General features: G+C 70.8%; 16 protein-coding genes. 12 read left to right on the forward strand and 4 right to left on the reverse strand.

Annotation, left to right across the window (positions count from 1 at the left end):
* Positions 1-65 precede the first annotated feature (65 nt).
* A complete protein-coding gene (locus ABH940_RS10255; RefSeq protein WP_370071563.1) occupies positions 66-389 on the forward strand; it encodes a hypothetical protein in 324 nt (107 codons plus the stop codon).
* 131 nt (positions 390-520) lie between these two features.
* Here ABH940_RS10255 and ABH940_RS10260 read toward each other — a convergent pair whose 3' ends face one another.
* Entirely contained in the window at positions 521-1489 is a 969-nt protein-coding gene (locus tag ABH940_RS10260; protein WP_370071562.1) for a heme A synthase, read from the reverse strand.
* Between the two features lie 407 nt (positions 1490-1896).
* Between ABH940_RS10260 and ABH940_RS10265 the strand changes: the two genes are divergently transcribed.
* Positions 1897-3249 (forward strand): Cys-Gln thioester bond-forming surface protein, encoded by a 1353-nt coding sequence (locus tag ABH940_RS10265; protein WP_370071561.1) that lies wholly within the window; start codon positions 1897-1899, stop codon positions 3247-3249.
* Between the two features lie 114 nt (positions 3250-3363).
* Here ABH940_RS10265 and ABH940_RS10270 read toward each other — a convergent pair whose 3' ends face one another.
* Together ABH940_RS10270 and ABH940_RS10275 are read right to left on the reverse strand one after the other, a co-directional pair.
* Positions 3364-4083: an ABC transporter permease gene (locus ABH940_RS10270; protein ID WP_370071581.1), complete on the reverse strand. Its 720-nt coding sequence runs from the start codon at positions 4081-4083 to the stop codon at positions 3364-3366.
* A gap of 92 nt (positions 4084-4175) precedes the next feature.
* The gene (locus tag ABH940_RS10275) at positions 4176-5105 is read right to left on the reverse strand and encodes an ABC transporter ATP-binding protein (protein ID WP_370071560.1); all 930 of its coding nucleotides are present in this window, start codon (positions 5103-5105) and stop codon (positions 4176-4178) included.
* 285 nt (positions 5106-5390) lie between these two features.
* On the opposite strand from ABH940_RS10275, the gene ABH940_RS10280 reads away from it, so the two are divergent.
* The 10 genes from ABH940_RS10280 (at position 5391) to ABH940_RS10325 (ending at position 13983) form a co-directional block, all read left to right on the forward strand.
* The gene (locus ABH940_RS10280; RefSeq protein WP_370071580.1) at positions 5391-6179 is read left to right on the forward strand and encodes a helix-turn-helix transcriptional regulator; all 789 of its coding nucleotides are present in this window, start codon (positions 5391-5393) and stop codon (positions 6177-6179) included.
* Positions 6176-7588, forward strand: a complete 1413-nt coding sequence (gene sufB, locus ABH940_RS10285; protein WP_370071559.1) for a Fe-S cluster assembly protein SufB — start codon at positions 6176-6178, stop codon at positions 7586-7588. The genes ABH940_RS10280 and sufB overlap by 4 nt, the downstream gene beginning before the upstream one ends.
* A 59-nt stretch (positions 7589-7647) precedes the next feature.
* Positions 7648-8850 (forward strand): Fe-S cluster assembly protein SufD, encoded by a 1203-nt coding sequence (sufD, locus tag ABH940_RS10290; protein ID WP_370105086.1) that lies wholly within the window; start codon positions 7648-7650, stop codon positions 8848-8850.
* Positions 8847-9173 (forward strand): non-heme iron oxygenase ferredoxin subunit, encoded by a 327-nt coding sequence (locus ABH940_RS10295; protein ID WP_370071557.1) that lies wholly within the window; start codon positions 8847-8849, stop codon positions 9171-9173. Before sufD ends, ABH940_RS10295 begins: the two co-directional genes overlap by 4 nt.
* A gap of 4 nt (positions 9174-9177) precedes the next feature.
* Positions 9178-9942: a Fe-S cluster assembly ATPase SufC gene (gene sufC / locus ABH940_RS10300; RefSeq protein ID WP_370071556.1), complete on the forward strand. Its 765-nt coding sequence runs from the start codon at positions 9178-9180 to the stop codon at positions 9940-9942.
* Positions 9939-11195, forward strand: a complete 1257-nt coding sequence (locus ABH940_RS10305) for a cysteine desulfurase (RefSeq protein ID WP_370071555.1) — start codon at positions 9939-9941, stop codon at positions 11193-11195. The genes sufC and ABH940_RS10305 overlap by 4 nt, the downstream gene beginning before the upstream one ends.
* 21 nt (positions 11196-11216) lie before the next feature.
* Positions 11217-11672 carry a Fe-S cluster assembly sulfur transfer protein SufU gene (gene sufU, locus ABH940_RS10310; protein ID WP_196196415.1) on the forward strand — a complete coding sequence of 152 codons (456 nt, stop codon included), beginning with the start codon at positions 11217-11219 and terminating at the stop codon, positions 11670-11672.
* A gap of 98 nt (positions 11673-11770) precedes the next feature.
* A complete protein-coding gene (locus ABH940_RS10315; protein ID WP_370071579.1) occupies positions 11771-12058 on the forward strand; it encodes a metal-sulfur cluster assembly factor in 288 nt (95 codons plus the stop codon).
* Between the two features lie 94 nt (positions 12059-12152).
* A complete protein-coding gene (locus ABH940_RS10320) occupies positions 12153-13244 on the forward strand; it encodes a hypothetical protein (RefSeq protein ID WP_370071554.1) in 1092 nt (363 codons plus the stop codon).
* A gap of 241 nt (positions 13245-13485) precedes the next feature.
* Complete coding sequence (locus ABH940_RS10325; RefSeq protein ID WP_370071553.1) at positions 13486-13983, forward strand: hypothetical protein; 498 nt, start codon at positions 13486-13488, stop codon at positions 13981-13983.
* On the opposite strand, the gene ABH940_RS10330 is transcribed toward ABH940_RS10325, so the two are convergent.
* Complete coding sequence (locus tag ABH940_RS10330) at positions 13910-15196, reverse strand: MFS transporter (protein ID WP_370105087.1); 1287 nt, start codon at positions 15194-15196, stop codon at positions 13910-13912. The genes ABH940_RS10325 and ABH940_RS10330 overlap by 74 nt on opposite strands.
* Between the last annotated feature and the right edge of the window lie 322 nt (positions 15197-15518).

Here is a 15518-nt window from a genome sequence, read left to right on the forward strand (position 1 = left end):
GATGTGCAGGAAAGCACATCGGGGCCCGGTCGTCTGTGTCGCTACCGCTGAGTAGTCTGCTGTCCATGACCACCGAAGAGACCAGCGTCCTGTCGCCCAAGGACGAGAAGCGCGCCCAGCGCATCGCCAAGCACGTCAAGGCCTTCGCCGCCGAGCACGGCGGCAGCGCCGACGGCGTCGTGGAGTACGTGGGCGCGTCGGCCACCCGCATCGCCCTCGTCGGCGCGGACGGCGCGTGGGGCGACCAGGTCGCCCCGACTCCCGCTGTCGCGGAGCGCGCGGTGGAGCTGTCCGGCGTCACGAAGCACGAGGACTTCGACGGCGAGCTCGGCCTCAAGGTCAAGACCAGCGCGTACGAGTGGCGCCGCATGGCGGGCATTCAGATCTGAGTTAGTTGCACTACCAGGGGCGCGGGGAACGGCGCGACAAGCCACCCGGCGCGGATGGTCCTCAACGAGCAGGGCCATCCGCACTGGGTGGTTTCTCGCGCCGTTCCCCGCGCCCCTAAAGGTGTTGCAGCTTAGACGGTTGCCAAGGCTTCGATGTCCGCGGGGCGCGGCAGCGCCCCTACCTCCGGGCGCACGCGGAGCGACAGGTGGAGGCGGAGGACCGAGACCCAGCACAGCGCGGCGCCGAGCAGGTGGATACCGACGAGCAGCTCGGGGACGTGCGTGAAGTACTGGACGAAGCCCAGGACGCCCTGGGCCAGCAGGACCCCGAGGAAGACCTTGGCCAGCTTGCGCGGCGCGGCCGGCGCGTCCACGGCCATCAGTACGAAGATCATCGCCACGGCCAGGCCGACGCTGACCATCGCGAAGTCCGCGTGGAACTGCGTGATCTCTTCCCAGTTGAACGGCATCCGCTTGACGTCGCTGCTGTCGCCCGGGTGCGGGCCGGAGCCGGTGACCAGGGTGCCCGCGGCGATCAGCAGGGCCGTCATCGCGACCGTCACCCGCGAGAGGTGGATGATCGGGCGGCCGACGGTGCGTACCGGCTCGGCGTCGCCCTCACGGGTGCGCTGCCACATCGCGTGGGCGGTGAGGATCAGCACCATCGACAGCAGGAAGTGGATCGCGACGACGTAGGGGTTGAGGTGCGTCAGCACCGTGATCCCGCCGACGACCGCGTCGACGACCGTGATCCAGAACTGGGCCCACCCGAGCCGGGTGACCTCCTTGCGCCACGGCTTGGCGCAGCGCGAGGCCAGGATGGCCAGGCCGATGACCACACAGATCACGTCGGTCAGCATGCGGTTGCTGAACTCGATGACGCCGTGGAAGCCCATCGCCGACGTCGGCGCGAGCGTCGACGACGTGCAGGTGGGCCAGGTCGGGCAGCCCAGGCCGGAGCCGGTGAGCCGCACCGCGCCGCCGGTGACCACGATCAGGACGCTGCACACCAGCGTCGCCAGCGCGGTCCAGCGGACCCAGCGGTCCGGGACGGAGACGCGCTCGGCGAGGAGGGAGAAGGGGGTACGCACGCGCCTCATCGTAGTTCGCGGCCCCCGACAATCCGGACGGGGGGCCGGGCTCGGCCGGACGGCCCTGCCGGAGCCCCGCGAGGACCGCACTGACCTGCGGAGTCCCGGTTCGCCCCGGACACGTGCGGGCCGTTCGTGTGCACTGCTCCCGGACATTTCTGCGGAACCGGAGCTTCCGTGTTCCCGCTCACAGTCCCCGCTGGCAGTCGGCCGCGCCGACGGAGCGTCAGGAGGCTTTTCCTCGTTGGCGCACTGGGGTCGCACAGGCCCCTCAGGTGTCACTAGTATCCGGCGTCATAGGGGGGCGTGCTGGATCGAACGCCGCTATGTGTCATGTCCCTTGCCATTTTCGGGGTCGGTGGCACGATCGCGCTGCAACCAGAGCCCCCGTTCCAGGCAAGGGGAGAGGGCACGTCATGTTCGGAATACCTGGGCAGGGAGGGGCGAAGCGCTTCGCGGCCGCGATGTTGGCGGCCGGGGCGTTCGCGATCGCGGGGCCGCTGGCCGCCGCCGGGACCGCTGTCGCGGACCAGAACGGCAGTGCGGTCGCCACGCTCGGCGACTTCATCCACTACGGCAAGGTCGATGTCGCCGGTGAGTCCGGCGTCGCCTACGGCGGCACGGTCGCGCTCCAGGACGGCGGCCAGACCCTCGCTGTGTACTGCATCGACCTGCACCACGACACGCACAGCGGCGTCCAGTACCAGGAGACGGGCTGGGACCAGTCGACGCTCTCGGGCAACCCGGACCGCGGCAAGATCGAGTGGATCCTGCAGCACTCGTACCCGGTGGTCACCCCCTCGGCGCTGGCCTCTGCCGCCGGGGTGAACGGTGGTCTCGACGCGGACCAGGCCGCCGCCGCCACGCAGGCCGCGATCTGGCACTTCTCCGACCACGTCACCGCCACGCCGGAGGACGCCACGGCGGCGACCGTGACCACCTGGCTGGAGAGCAACGCCCAGAACGTCAGCGAGCCCGCTCCGTCGCTGGCGCTCTCGCCGTCCTCGGTCGCCGGACACGCGGGCAGGCTGGGCCCGCTGACGGTCGCCACCAGCGCGCAGTCGGTGAGCCTCGGCCTCTCCGCTCCGGCCTCGGTGCAGCTGGTCGACGGCTCGGGCCGGCCGGTCACCACCGCCGTCAACGGCGAGAAGCTCTACGTGGACGTCCCGCAGGGGACGGCCGCGGGGAACGCGCAGGTGACCGGGAGTGCGGTGACCTCGCTGCCGGTCGGTCGCGCGTTCGCGGCGGTCGACGGCTCCAGTCAGACCATGATCCTGGCTGGTACCGCTCCCGTCTCGGTCAGCGCCCAGGCGCAGGCGCAGTGGGCGCCGAAGGGCGCGGTCCCGGCGGCGAACGCGGCCACCGACTGCAAGAAGGGCGGCGTGGACGTCGCCCTCAGCAACGGCGGTGACCAGCCCTGGACCGCGCAGGTCGGCGGCGAGAGCGTGACCGTCGTGCCGGGCGCGACCACCACCGTCTTCGTCAAGGAGAAGGAGGGCGCGGCCTACCGCATCACGGTGACCGGCCCGAACGGCTTCGCCAAGACCTTCACCGGTGCCCTGACCTGCAAGCCGACCGGCGGCGGCAGCCTGCCCTCCGCCAGCCCCACCCCGGCGGTCTCCGCCTCGCCGAGCAGCCCGGGCCTGGCCGAGACCGGTGCCAGCAGCGCGACCCCCGTCATCGCGGGCGTCGGCGCGGGCTGCGTCCTGCTGGGCGGCGCGGCGGTCTTCGTGATGCGCAAGCGTGCCCGTGGCCGCCACTCGGCTTGACCGAGAGCCATGAGCTGACGGATCGACAGAGCTGAAGCACTGAGCCGTCGACGGAGAATCCGTCGACGGCTCAGGTGTTTCTGTGCCCGCCGGTCGGGCGGCCGGGCCCTGCGGTCACTCCCAGCGGAAGAAACGCGCCGCCGCGGCCAGGCCGAGGACGGCCCAGACGGCGAGGATGCCGAGGTCGCCCCAGGGCATCGCCGCGCCCTGCTGGAGCACCGCGCGCAGGCCGTCGGAGAGGGCGCTGATCGGCAGCGCTTCAAGGACCGGACGGACGGCGGAGGGGAACTTCGACAGCGGAACGATCACGCCGCCCGCGAGCAGCAGCAGGATGAAGACCAGGTTGGCCGCCGCCAGCGTCGCCTCCGCCTTGAGCGTGCCCGCCATCAGCAGCCCGAGGCCGGAGAACGCCGCTGTGCCCGCGACCAGCAGGAGCAGCACCGCGAGGGGGTTGCCGTGCGGCTGCCAGCCCAGCGCGAGGGCGATCACGCCGAGCAGCGCCACCTGCAGCACCTCGGTGACCAGGACGCTCCCGGTCTTCGCGGTCATCAGCGCCCAGCGCGGCAGCGGGCTCGCGCCGAGGCGCTTGAGCACGCCGTAGCGGCGCTCGAAGCCGGTCGCGATGGCCTGGCCGGTGAAGGCGGTGGACATGACCGCCAGTGCCAGCAGCCCGGGGGCGAGGAAGTCGACGCGCTTGCCGGGGCCGGTCGTCGCCACGATGTCGACCGCGCTGAACAGCACCAGCAGCACGCTCGGGATGACGACGGTCAGCAGCAACTGCTCGCCGTTGCGCAGCAGCAGCTTGGTCTCCAGGCCGGTCTGCGCGCGCAGCATGCGGCCCAGCGGGGCCGCGCCCGGGTCGGGCGTGTAGGCGCCGACGGTGGGGGAGGCGGCCGTGGGGGAGGTGGCCGCATGGGAGGTGGTGGTCACGAGCGCAGGTCCCGTCCGGTCAGTTCGAGGAAGACGTCTTCGAGGGTGCGGCGCTCGACCGACAGCTTCTCGGGCATCACGTCGGACTGGGCGCACCAGCTGGTCACCGTGGCCAGCAGCTGCGGGTCGACCGGGCCGGAGACCAGGTAGCTGCCGGGGCTGGGCTCGGCAGCGGTGCAGTCGTCCGGCAGCGCCTTGAGCAGCGTGTCCAGGACCAGGCCCGAGCGGCCCTGGAACCGGATGGTGTTGCCCGCGTTGCCGCGGCAGAGCTCCTCCGGGCTGCCCTGGGCGATCACCTTGCCGCCGTCGACGATGGCGACGTCGTCGGCGAGCTGCTCGGCCTCGTCCATGTGGTGGGTGGTGAGCACGATGCTGACGCCGTCCCGGCGCAGGTCGCGGACCAGGTCCCAGGTGGCGCGGCGGGCCTGCGGGTCCAGACCGGCGGTCGGCTCGTCCAGGAAGACCAGCTCGGGCCGCCCGACGACGGCCATCGCGAGCGCGAGCCGCTGCTGCTGGCCGCCGGAGAGCCGCCGGTAGACCGTCCGGCCGCAGGAGCCGAGCCCGAGACGCTCGGCGAGTTCGTCGACGTCGAGCGGGTTCGCGTGCAGCTTGGCCGTGTGCCGCAGCATTTCCGTCGCACGGGCGCCGGGGTAGATGCCGCCGGACTGCAGCATCACCCCGATGCGGGGGCGGAGCGCGGCCGCGTCGGCGACGGGGTCGAGACCGAGGACGCGGACGGTCCCGGCGTCGGCGCGGCGGTAGCCCTCGCACGTCTCGATGGTGGTCGTCTTGCCCGCGCCGTTGGGGCCGAGTACGGCGGTGAGGCTGCCACGGGCGACGGTGAGGTCCAGCCCGTCGACGGCGGTCTTGGCGCCGTAGCGCTTCGTGAGATCCCGGATCTCGACGGCGGGGGCGTGGTCATGCATGCGGACGAGTCTAGGTGGGGCGTTCCGTTGCACTTTCGCCAGGGCCGCGGGGCTCTGCTTGATCAACTGCGCGCGAGACGCCACGGGTGAACGGATGGCCCTGCGTTCGGTGCTCCACCTGTACGGATGGCTTGTCGCGCAGTTCCTCGCGCCGCTGGATCCGCCCTCCGGGCCCTGGTGCTTAGGTAACCCTTAGTGATGGAGGGCACTCCGCCCGCTGACCAGCTCTGCTTGTTGCATCCGAAGGAATTACGCAACAATGGCGTTGTGAAATACGCGCGCGAGATGGCGGAGGGACGCGAGGCGGTCGAAGCGACTGCTACCGCGCCGCAGTCCGGCACGTCCTCGCGCGACCGGGTCGCGCGGTCGATCCTCGACCACGGACCGTCCAGCGCTGCCGACCTCGCCGAGCGACTCTGCCTCACCCAGGCGGCCGTACGGCGCCACCTCGACGCGCTGACCGCCGCCGGGCTCGTCACCTCGCGGGAGCAGAAGGTCTACGGCCACCGCGGCCGGGGCCGCCCCGCGCGCGTGTTCCTGTTGACCGACTCCGGGCGGAGCACCTTCTACCAGGCGTACGACCAGCTCGCCGCCGACGCCCTCGGCTTCCTCGCAGAGGCTGCCGGTGGCGGCGAGAAGGGACGCGAGGCGCTCGCCGCCTTCGCACGGGCCCGTCTCGCCCGCGACGCCGAGCGCTACGCCGGTTCGCTGGGCGCGTGCCCGGACACCGAGGCCAAGGCGCAGGCCCTCGCCGGGGCGCTGACCGCGGACGGTTACGCTGCAACGGTGCGCAGTGCGCCGCTCGGCGAGCAGCTCTGCCAGCACCACTGCCCGGTGGCGCACATCGCCGAGCAGTTCCCGCAGTTCTGCGAGGCCGAGACCGAGCTCTTCTCGCAGCTGCTGGGCACCCACGTGCAACGGCTGGCCACCATCGCCCACGGCGACGGGGTCTGCACGACCTTCGTGCCCAGGGCGGCACCGCCGCCCCACCTCCAGCCCCCATCGACTGACCAGCCCCCTACGACTGACACGACTGACGACGACACCGCCGCATCCGGGAGGAACCCCGCATGACCACCACCGCTCACCCGGAGCTTGAAGGCCTGGGCACGTACGAGTACGGCTGGGCCGACTCCGACGCGGCCGGCGCCGCCGCCCGTCGTGGTCTCAACGAGGACGTCGTCCGGGACATCTCGGCGAAGAAGAACGAGCCCGAGTGGATGCTGAAGCTCCGCCTCAAGGGCCTGAAGCTCTTCGGCAAGAAGCCCATGCCGACCTGGGGCTCCGACCTCTCCGGCATCGACTTCGACAACATCAAGTACTTCGTGCGGTCCACCGAGAAGCAGGCGGAGTCCTGGGAGGACCTGCCCGAGGACATCAAGAACACCTACGACAAGCTCGGCATCCCGGAGGCGGAGAAGCAGCGCCTGGTCGCCGGTGTCGCCGCGCAGTACGAGTCGGAGGTCGTCTACCACCAGATCCGTGAGGACCTGGAGGAGCAGGGCGTCATCTTCCTGGACACCGACACCGCGCTCAAGCAGCACCCGGAGCTGTTCCAGGAGTACTTCGGCACGGTCATCCCGGTCGGCGACAACAAGTTCGCCTCGCTGAACTCGGCCGTGTGGTCCGGCGGATCGTTCATCTACGTGCCGAAGGGCGTGCACGTCGAGATCCCGCTGCAGGCCTACTTCCGGATCAACACCGAGAACATGGGCCAGTTCGAGCGGACGCTGATCATCGTCGACGAGGACGCCTACGTCCACTACGTCGAGGGCTGCACCGCCCCGATCTACTCCTCGGACTCGCTGCACAGCGCCGTCGTGGAGATCATCGTCAAGAAGGGCGGCCGCTGCCGCTACACGACGATCCAGAACTGGTCGAACAACGTCTACAACCTGGTCACCAAGCGCGCCGTGGCCTACGAGGGCGCGACCATGGAGTGGGTCGACGGCAACATCGGCTCCAAGGTCACCATGAAGTACCCGGCCGTGTACCTGATGGGCGAGCACGCCAAGGGCGAGACGCTCTCCATCGCGTTCGCCGGCGCGGGCCAGCACCAGGACGCCGGCGCCAAGATGGTGCACATGGCGCCCAACACTTCCTCCAACATCGTCTCCAAGTCGGTGGCGCGAGGCGGCGGCCGCACCTCCTACCGCGGCCTGATCGAGATCGGCGAGGGCTCGCACGGCGCCAAGTCGAACGTGCTCTGTGACGCCCTGCTGGTGGACACGATCTCCCGCTCCGACACCTACCCCTACGTCGACGTCCGCGAGGACGACGTCTCCATGGGTCACGAGGCGACGGTCTCCAAGGTCTCCGACGACCAGCTCTTCTACCTGATGAGCCGCGGTATGACGGAGTTCGAGGCGATGGCGATGATCGTCCGCGGCTTCGTCGAGCCGATCGCCAAGGAACTGCCGATGGAGTACGCGCTGGAGCTCAACCGGCTGATCGAGCTGCAGATGGAAGGTGCCGTCGGGTAGTCCCGAGCGCCCCTGATCTGCCACTTAGTCCTTTCCAGAAAGCGAGTAGCACGACAGCCATGGCTGACGTCACCACCACCTCCGGGGGATCCACCACCTCCGGCTCGATCCAGGTCGCCGGTGTGCCCGGCGAGTTCGCCGCACAGCCTGCGGATGCCCGCACCGAGGCCGTCGCGTCCTACGACGTGAACGACTTCCCGGTCCCGCAGGGCCGCGAGGAGAACTGGCGCTTCACGCCGCTGCACCGCCTGGGGGGCCTGCACGACGGCACCGCCGAGGCGAGCTCCGGCGCGATCAAGGTCGACGTGACCGCCCCCGAGGGCGTCCTCGTCACCGCCGTCGAGCGCGACGACGCCCGCGTGGGCGCCGCCGGCAAGCCGGTCGACCGCGTCGCCGCGCAGGCGTTCAGCAGCTTCGGCAAGGCCGGTCTGGTCTCCATCCCGAAGAACGCGCAGCTGACCGAGCCGGTCCGGATCACCATCCACGGCGAGGGCGGCGTCGCCTACGGCCACCAGGTGATCGAGGTCGGCGCGTTCGCCGAGGCCGTGGTCGTGATCGAGCACACCGGTGACGCCGTGCTCGCCGCCAACGTCGAGTACCTGATCGGTGACGGCGCCAAGCTGACCGTCGTCTCCATCCAGGACTGGGACGACACCGCCGTCCACGCCGCCCAGCACACCGCGCTGATCGGCCGCGACGCGACCTTCAAGTCCGTCATCGTCACCCTCGGCGGCGACGTCGTGCGCCTGCACCCGCGGGTGATCTACGGCGGCACCGGCGGCGAGGCCGAGCTCTACGGTCTGTACTTCGCCGACGCCGGGCAGCACCTGGAGCACCGCCTCTTCGTCGACCACGACACGCCGCACTGCCGCTCCAACGTCGCCTACAAGGGCGCGCTGCAGGGCCAGGACGCGCACGCGGTGTGGGTCGGCGACGTGCTGATCCGCGCCGAGGCGGAGGGCACCGACACCTACGAGCTCAACCGCAACCTGCTGCTCACCGACGGCGCGCGGGTCGACTCGATCCCGAACCTGGAGATCGAGACCGGCGAGATCGTCGGTGCCGGCCACGCCTCCGCGACCGGCCGCTTCGACGACGAGCAGCTCTTCTACCTGCAGTCGCGCGGCATCCCGGCCGACGAGGCCCGTCGCCTGGTGGTCCGTGGCTTCTTCGCCGAGCTGGTCCAGCAGATCGGCCTGCCGGAGCTCCAGGAGCGTCTGATCGAGAAGATCGACGCCGAGCTGGAGGCCACGGTCGGATGAGCAGCAACGGCTTCGTGCGCGTCGCCGCGCTCAGTGAGTTGGAGGCGGACACCCCGAAGCGGGTCGAGGTCGACGGCATCGCCGTCTCGATCGTCTCCGCCGAGGGCGAGGTCTTCGCCATCAACGACATCTGCTCGCACGCCAACGTGTCGCTGTCCGAGGGCGAGGTGGAGGACTGCTCGATCGAGTGCTGGCTCCACGGCTCGCGCTTCGACCTGCGCACCGGCAAGCCCTCGGGCCTCCCCGCCACCCGGCCCGTCCCCGTGTACCCCGTAAAGATCGAAGGGGACGATGTGCTCGTCTCCGTCACCCAGGAGTCCTGAGTCCATGGCAACGCTTGAAATCCGCGACCTCCACGTCTCCGTCGACGCCGAGAACGGCCCGCGCGAGATCCTCAAGGGCGTCGACCTGGTCGTGAAGCAGGGCGAGACCCACGCGATCATGGGCCCGAACGGCTCCGGCAAGTCGACCCTGGCCTACTCGCTGGCCGGCCACCCCAAGTACACCGTCACCGGTGGCGAGGTGCTGCTGGACGGCGAGGACGTGCTGGCGATGACCGTGGACGAGCGCGCCCGCGCAGGCGTCTTCCTCGCCATGCAGTACCCGGTCGAGGTCCCCGGCGTCTCCGTCTCCAACTTCCTGCGCACCTCCGCCACCGCGATCCGCGGCGAGGCCCCCAAGCTCCGCACCTGGGTCAAGGAGGTCAAGGAGGCCATGGCCGACCTCCAGATGGACCCGGCCTTCGCCGAGCGCAACGTCAACGAGGGCTTCTCCGGCGGCGAGAAGAAGCGCCACGAGATCCTCCAGATGGAGCTGCTCAAGCCGCGGATCGCGATCCTCGACGAGACCGACTCGGGTCTGGACGTCGACGCGCTGCGCATCGTCTCCGAGGGCGTCAACCGCGCCCGCGAGACCGGTGAGGTCGGCACCCTGCTGATCACCCACTACACGCGCATCCTGCGCTACATCAAGCCCGACTTCGTCCACGTCTTCGCCGGCGGCAAGATCGTCACCTCCGGTGGCCCCGAGCTGGCCGACCAGCTGGAGGAGAACGGCTACGAGCAGTACGTGAAGGGCGGTGCAGCCGAGTGATCCCTACCTCTCGCACGCTGGATGTCGACGCGATCCGCAAGGACTTCCCGGTCCTCGGCCGGATCCTGCCGAACGGCAAGCCTCTGATCTACCTGGACAACGCGGCCACCTCGCAGAAGCCCAGGCAGGTCCTCGACGCGCTGACGGACTACTACGAGCTGCACAACTCCAATGTCCACCGCGGCGTGCACACGCTCGCCGAGGAGGCCACGGCGCTGTACGAGGGCGCGCGTGACGCCGTCGCGTCCTTCATCAACGCGCCCAGCCGCGACGAGGTCGTGTTCACCAAGAACGCGAGCGAGTCGCTCAACCTGGTCGCCAACATGCTTGGTTGGGCCGACGAGCCCTACAAGGTCGACGCCGACTCCGAGATCGTCATCACGGAGATGGAGCACCACTCCAACATCGTCCCGTGGCAGCTGCTGGCGCAGCGCACCGGCGCGAAGCTGAAGTGGTTCGGCCTGACCGACGAGGGCCGCCTGGACCTGTCCAACATCGACGAGATCATCACCGAGAAGACCAAGGTCGTCTCGTTCGTGCTGGTCTCCAACATCCTGGGCACGGTCAACCCGGTCGAGGAGATCGTCCGCCGGGCGCAGGCCGTCGGCGCGCTGGTCGTCATCGACGCCTCGCAGGCCGCCCCGCACATGCCGCTGGACGTGCAGGCGCTGGAGGCCGACTTCGTCGCCTTCACCGGCCACAAGATGCTGGCGCCCACGGGCATCGGCGTCCTGTGGGGTCGTCAGGAGCTGCTGGAGGACCTCCCGCCGTTCCTGGGCGGCGGCGAGATGATCGAGACCGTCTCCATGCAGTCCTCGACCTACGCCCCCGCGCCGCACAAGTTCGAGGCGGGCACCCCGCCGATCGCGCAGGCGGTCGGTCTGGGCGCGGCCATCGAGTACCTGAACGGCATCGGCATGGACGCGATCGCCGCCCATGAGCACACGATCACCGAGTACGCGGTGAACCGCCTGCAGGAGGTCCCCGACCTGCGGATCATCGGCCCGGCCACGGCCGAGGGTCGCAGCGGGGCGATCTCCTTCACTCTGGGCGACATCCATCCGCACGACGTGGGCCAGGTGCTGGACGAGCAGGGCATCGCCGTGCGCGTCGGCCACCACTGCGCCCGTCCGGTCTGCCTCCGTTACGGAATTCCGGCGACCACGCGGGCGTCGTTCTATCTGTACTCCACCGAGGCGGAGGTGGACGCCCTGATCGACGGGCTGCACCACGTCCGCGCCTTCTTCGGTTAGTCGGAAAGGGAGCGGCGGTCGATGAAGCTCGACTCGATGTACCAGGACATCATCCTGGACCACTACAAGCACCCGCACGGCCGTGGCCTGCGCGACGGTGACGCCGAGGTGCACCACGTCAACCCGACCTGCGGCGACGAGATCACGCTGCGCGTCAAGCTCGACGGGACCGTGCTGAAGGACGTCTCGTACGAGGGCCAGGGCTGCTCGATCAGCCAGGCCAGCGCGTCGGTGCTGAACGACCTGCTGGTCGGCAAGGAACTGGGCGAGGCCCAGAAGATCCAGGAGGCCTTCCTGGAGCTGATGCAGTCCAAGGGCCAGCTGGAGGGGGACGAGGAGGTGCTGGAGGACGCGATCGCGTTCTCGGGCGTCTCCAAGTACCCGGCGCGCGTCAAGTGCGCCCTGCTGAGCTGGATGGCCTGGAAGGACGCCACGGCGCAGGCCCTGGCCGACGCGCCCGTCAAGGAGAGCGCATGAGCGAGACCACTGAGACCACTGCGGAGGCGGCCCCGGAGGCCGCAGCCGCGACCGAGTTCGAGAGTGTCAGCAAGGGCTCCGTCGCCGTCGAGGACCTCATGGAGGCCCTGATGGACGTCGTCGACCCGGAGCTCGGCATCGACGTCGTCAACCTGGGCCTGATCTACGGCGTCCACGTCGACGAGGCCGACGTGGCCACCATCGACATGACGCTCACCTCGGCGGCCTGCCCGCTGACCGACGTCATCGAGGACCAGGCCCGCACGGCGACCGACGGCCTGGTCAAGGATCTGCGGATCAACTGGGTCTGGATGCCGCCGTGGGGCCCGGACAAGATCACCGACGACGGCCGCGACCAGCTGCGGGCGCTGGGCTTCAACGTCTGATCCAAGAGGTTGTTGCACCCCCTCAGGGGCGCGGGGCTCTGCCGATGGGCGGCTTCCCCGCGCCCCTGAAGCCGTTTGCAAGACAATGTGATCTATGAGAGCTCTCTCCATCGCCTTGGGCGTACTGCTGCTGATCATGGTCGTCAGCAGCGTGCTCCGGACGCTCGTGGTTCCGAGGGGGCTGTACTCCGCCCTCGTCTTCCGGCTGACCCGCAGCTTCCGGTACCTGCTGCGGCTCTCCGCCGCGCCCCTCGGCACGTTCCGGGCCATGGACCGTGCGCAGGCGTGGCTCGCGCCGCTGGTGCTGCTGGGCATGCTGACCGCGTGGCTCGGCGGGATGCTCCTCGCGTACTCGTGCCTGCTGTACGGGTTGTCCACCCTGGACTTCGGCACCGCCGTGCGGGAGGCCGGGTCGAGCCTGTTCACGCTCGGCTTCGCCAGTGGCAGCAGGCTCAAGCTCTCCGGACTGGACTTCCTCGCCGCAGCCAGTGGTCCGCTGATCATCGCGCTGCAGATCGCGTACCTGCCCACGCTGTACGGCGCGTACAACCGTCGCGAGACGGAGGTGACGTTGCTGGAGTCCCGCGCCGGAGAACCCGCGTGGGGACCGGAACTGTTGGCCCGTCAGTGGCTGGTAGACACCCAGACCGCGCTGCCCGCGCTCTACCGCGACTGGGAGCGTCTGGCGGCCGACATCGGCGAGAGCCACTCCAACTACCCGCTGCTGCTCTCGTTCCGCTCGCCACGCCCGCAGCGCAGCTGGATCGTCAGCCTGCTCGCGGTGATGGACGCGGCGGCGATCCAGCTCTCCATCGCCCCGAAGTCCGCGCCGCCGGAGGCCCGTCTGGTCCTGCGCGCGGGCTTCTCGTCGCTCCGCGACATCGCCCGCACCATGCGGATCTCCTTCGACCCCGACCCGCAGCCGAACACGCCGATCCGGCTCAGCTTCGCCGAGTTCGACGCGGCCGTGGCGATGATCGCCGCGACCGGTTTCGCGAAGGAACGCCCGGTGGAGGAGGCGTGGGAGCATTTTCGCGGCTGGCGCGTGAACTACGAGTCCATCGCCTACGAGCTCTGCCGCTGGGCGGACGCGGTCCCCGCGCTGTGGACCGGCCCCCGCGACTTCCCGGCCACGCCCGTTCCGCCCCGGCGGCCACAGGACCGCCAGCCGGCGGGGCGGATGTGACCTCTTTCGAAAGAGGGACGTTGCAGCCACCTCGGGGGCGCGCGGATCTGCGGGCGAGGTGCCATGCACCTCGGGGGCGCGGGGAACTGCGCGAGAACACCACCCTGTGCGGATGAACCCTGAACGTTCGGAGCTTTCCCTCCCAGGGTGGCTCGTCGCGCCCGTGCGGCGGAGCCGCTTATCAGCGGAGCCCCGCGCCCCTGGGGTGAGTGCAACGTCCCTTTCGGGGTAGGGGCCGCGTATGCAGTTCGCGCTCGGCCGGGGGCATCGCCCGCCGCCGCGCGCGCTGACCTCGCCGGTGGGCTCGGGCGCGCGTGAGTCCCCGCCTGCCCGCCGCCGGGCGAGGAGCGGGAGCGAGCCGTCGACCGCGTTGAGCGACCTGCCCGCGCGGCGGCTCCTCGCCGCCATCTTCGGGCCGCTCTACCTCCTTGCCGCCGGCTTCTTCGCGTTCGTCTCCGTCAACGCCAAGCCCGGCGACGTCAGCGGTCGCAACACCTTCCTCGGCTTCGCCGCGGTCTGCGGCCTGCTCGCGCTCATCGCGTTCGTCGATCTGCTGGTCATCCGGGCCCGGATCGCGGAGGAGCGACGAGCCGGGCTCGGCTGGCGGCACGATCGCCCGTGGGTGGTGAGCGGCGAGCTCGTCGAGCCGCAGGCGCAGAAGACGGCTACTGACTCGACCGGGCCGACGCCACCGCCAGGCCCACACAGGCAGCTCCCGCGGCGGCGGCGAACACCGTGACCGCCGGGAGGATGCCGTACGCGCGGGCCAGGAAGCCCACCGCGACGATCGGCAGCGAGCTGCCCAGGTAGACCACCACCCACAGCGCGCTGAGCTGGGACGCGCGGCGTTCCGGCTCCATCGCGGCGACCGCGCGGGCGAACAGGGCTCGGAAGGCCAGCCCCTGCGCCGCGCCGCCCAGCATGCTGCCGACGAAGAGCAGCACGGGCAGGTGCGCGTACCCGGCCAGCACGACCAGGCCGAGGCCGAGCGCCAGGCCCGACATGCCCAGCACCGGCACGGCCCGCGACCGGGTCGGGCGCGCCAGCAGCTGCGCGACCGCCGACGAGCCGAGCAGCAGCGCGGCCACGCCCGCGCCCGCGATCGGCGCGTGGGTGTGCAGCAGTGAGGCCGCGTAGCTGGGCGCGAGGCTCAGGTAGACGCCGAAGACCGCGTAGGAGACGAACCCGGTGCCCGCCGCCAGCAGGAAGATCCCGCGGCCCTGCCGCGGCAGGCTCAGCGCGCGGGGGCGCAGGCTCAGCCGACCCGGCACGCGAACCGGGGCGGCGTGGTGGCCGGGCGCGCGCGGGTGCAGCATGGCCAGCGGGATGCAGAGCGCCAGCAGTGCGATCGCGTGCAGGGTGAACGGCGTGACCACCGGGTCCGCGCCCTGGGCCAGCGCCGCGCCCAGCAGCGGGCCGAGCGCGACGCCGCCTGCCGAGGCGGCCAGCGTCAGCTTGGCGGCGAGGGCGGGCCGGTCCGGCAGCAGGTCGGCGAGGGCCGCACCGGCCGCGCTGGTCGCCAGACCGACGGCGACGCCCTGGATGGCGCGCCCGGCGGCCAGCTGACCGAGGCCGTTCGCGGTGGCGAAGACCGCGTCGCCGCCCGCAGCGAGGACGACCGCCGGGAGCACCAGCGCCCGGCGTCCGAGCTGGTCGGACCAGTGGCCGACGGCGGCCAGCACCGGGACCAGGGCGAACACGTAGATGGTGAAGAGGACGGTGGTGTCCACCGGGTTCAGACCGAGTCGGGTCTGCAGCGCGGGATAGAGGGGAGTCGCGAGGTTGGCTCCGATGAGCAGGAGCAGCAGGACCGCGACGGTCAGGCCCACTCGGACGCCGCGCAGCGCGTTCCAACGGCTCAGCGTCGGGGTGCGCAGGCGCTCGGGGGAAGCGAGTTCGAGCGGGAGCAGGGCCTCACGAAGGCGCGTCGAGGCAGGGGAGAGTTCCGCCATGGCAGGGGTCTCCTGGCGTCTGGGCTCCGGGCCGGGTCGGCGGGGTGTTGCCGGGTGCGGGCCCCCGGCCGAAGGCTGGGGGAGGGTCCGGGTGGAGCAGGCGTGCAAGGGGGTGCGGAGCCTCGGCGCGGGGTGTGCGCATCAGCCCAGCGGAGGATACGGCCTGGCCGCCTGTCAAGGGAAACGGCAACGGGGCCTACCAGGGACTACTCTCGGCTCAGGAGCGCTTGTGCCGTTGCTCACGTCGGTCCTGACGGCGTGACGGCCCAGGGTCTGGCCGCCCAGGTGGTCAGGCGGCTCCAGCTGGAACACATCGGGTTCC

The organism is Streptacidiphilus sp. BW17 (assembly GCF_041262485.1).
Classification (GTDB): Bacteria; Actinomycetota; Actinomycetes; order Streptomycetales; family Streptomycetaceae; genus Streptacidiphilus.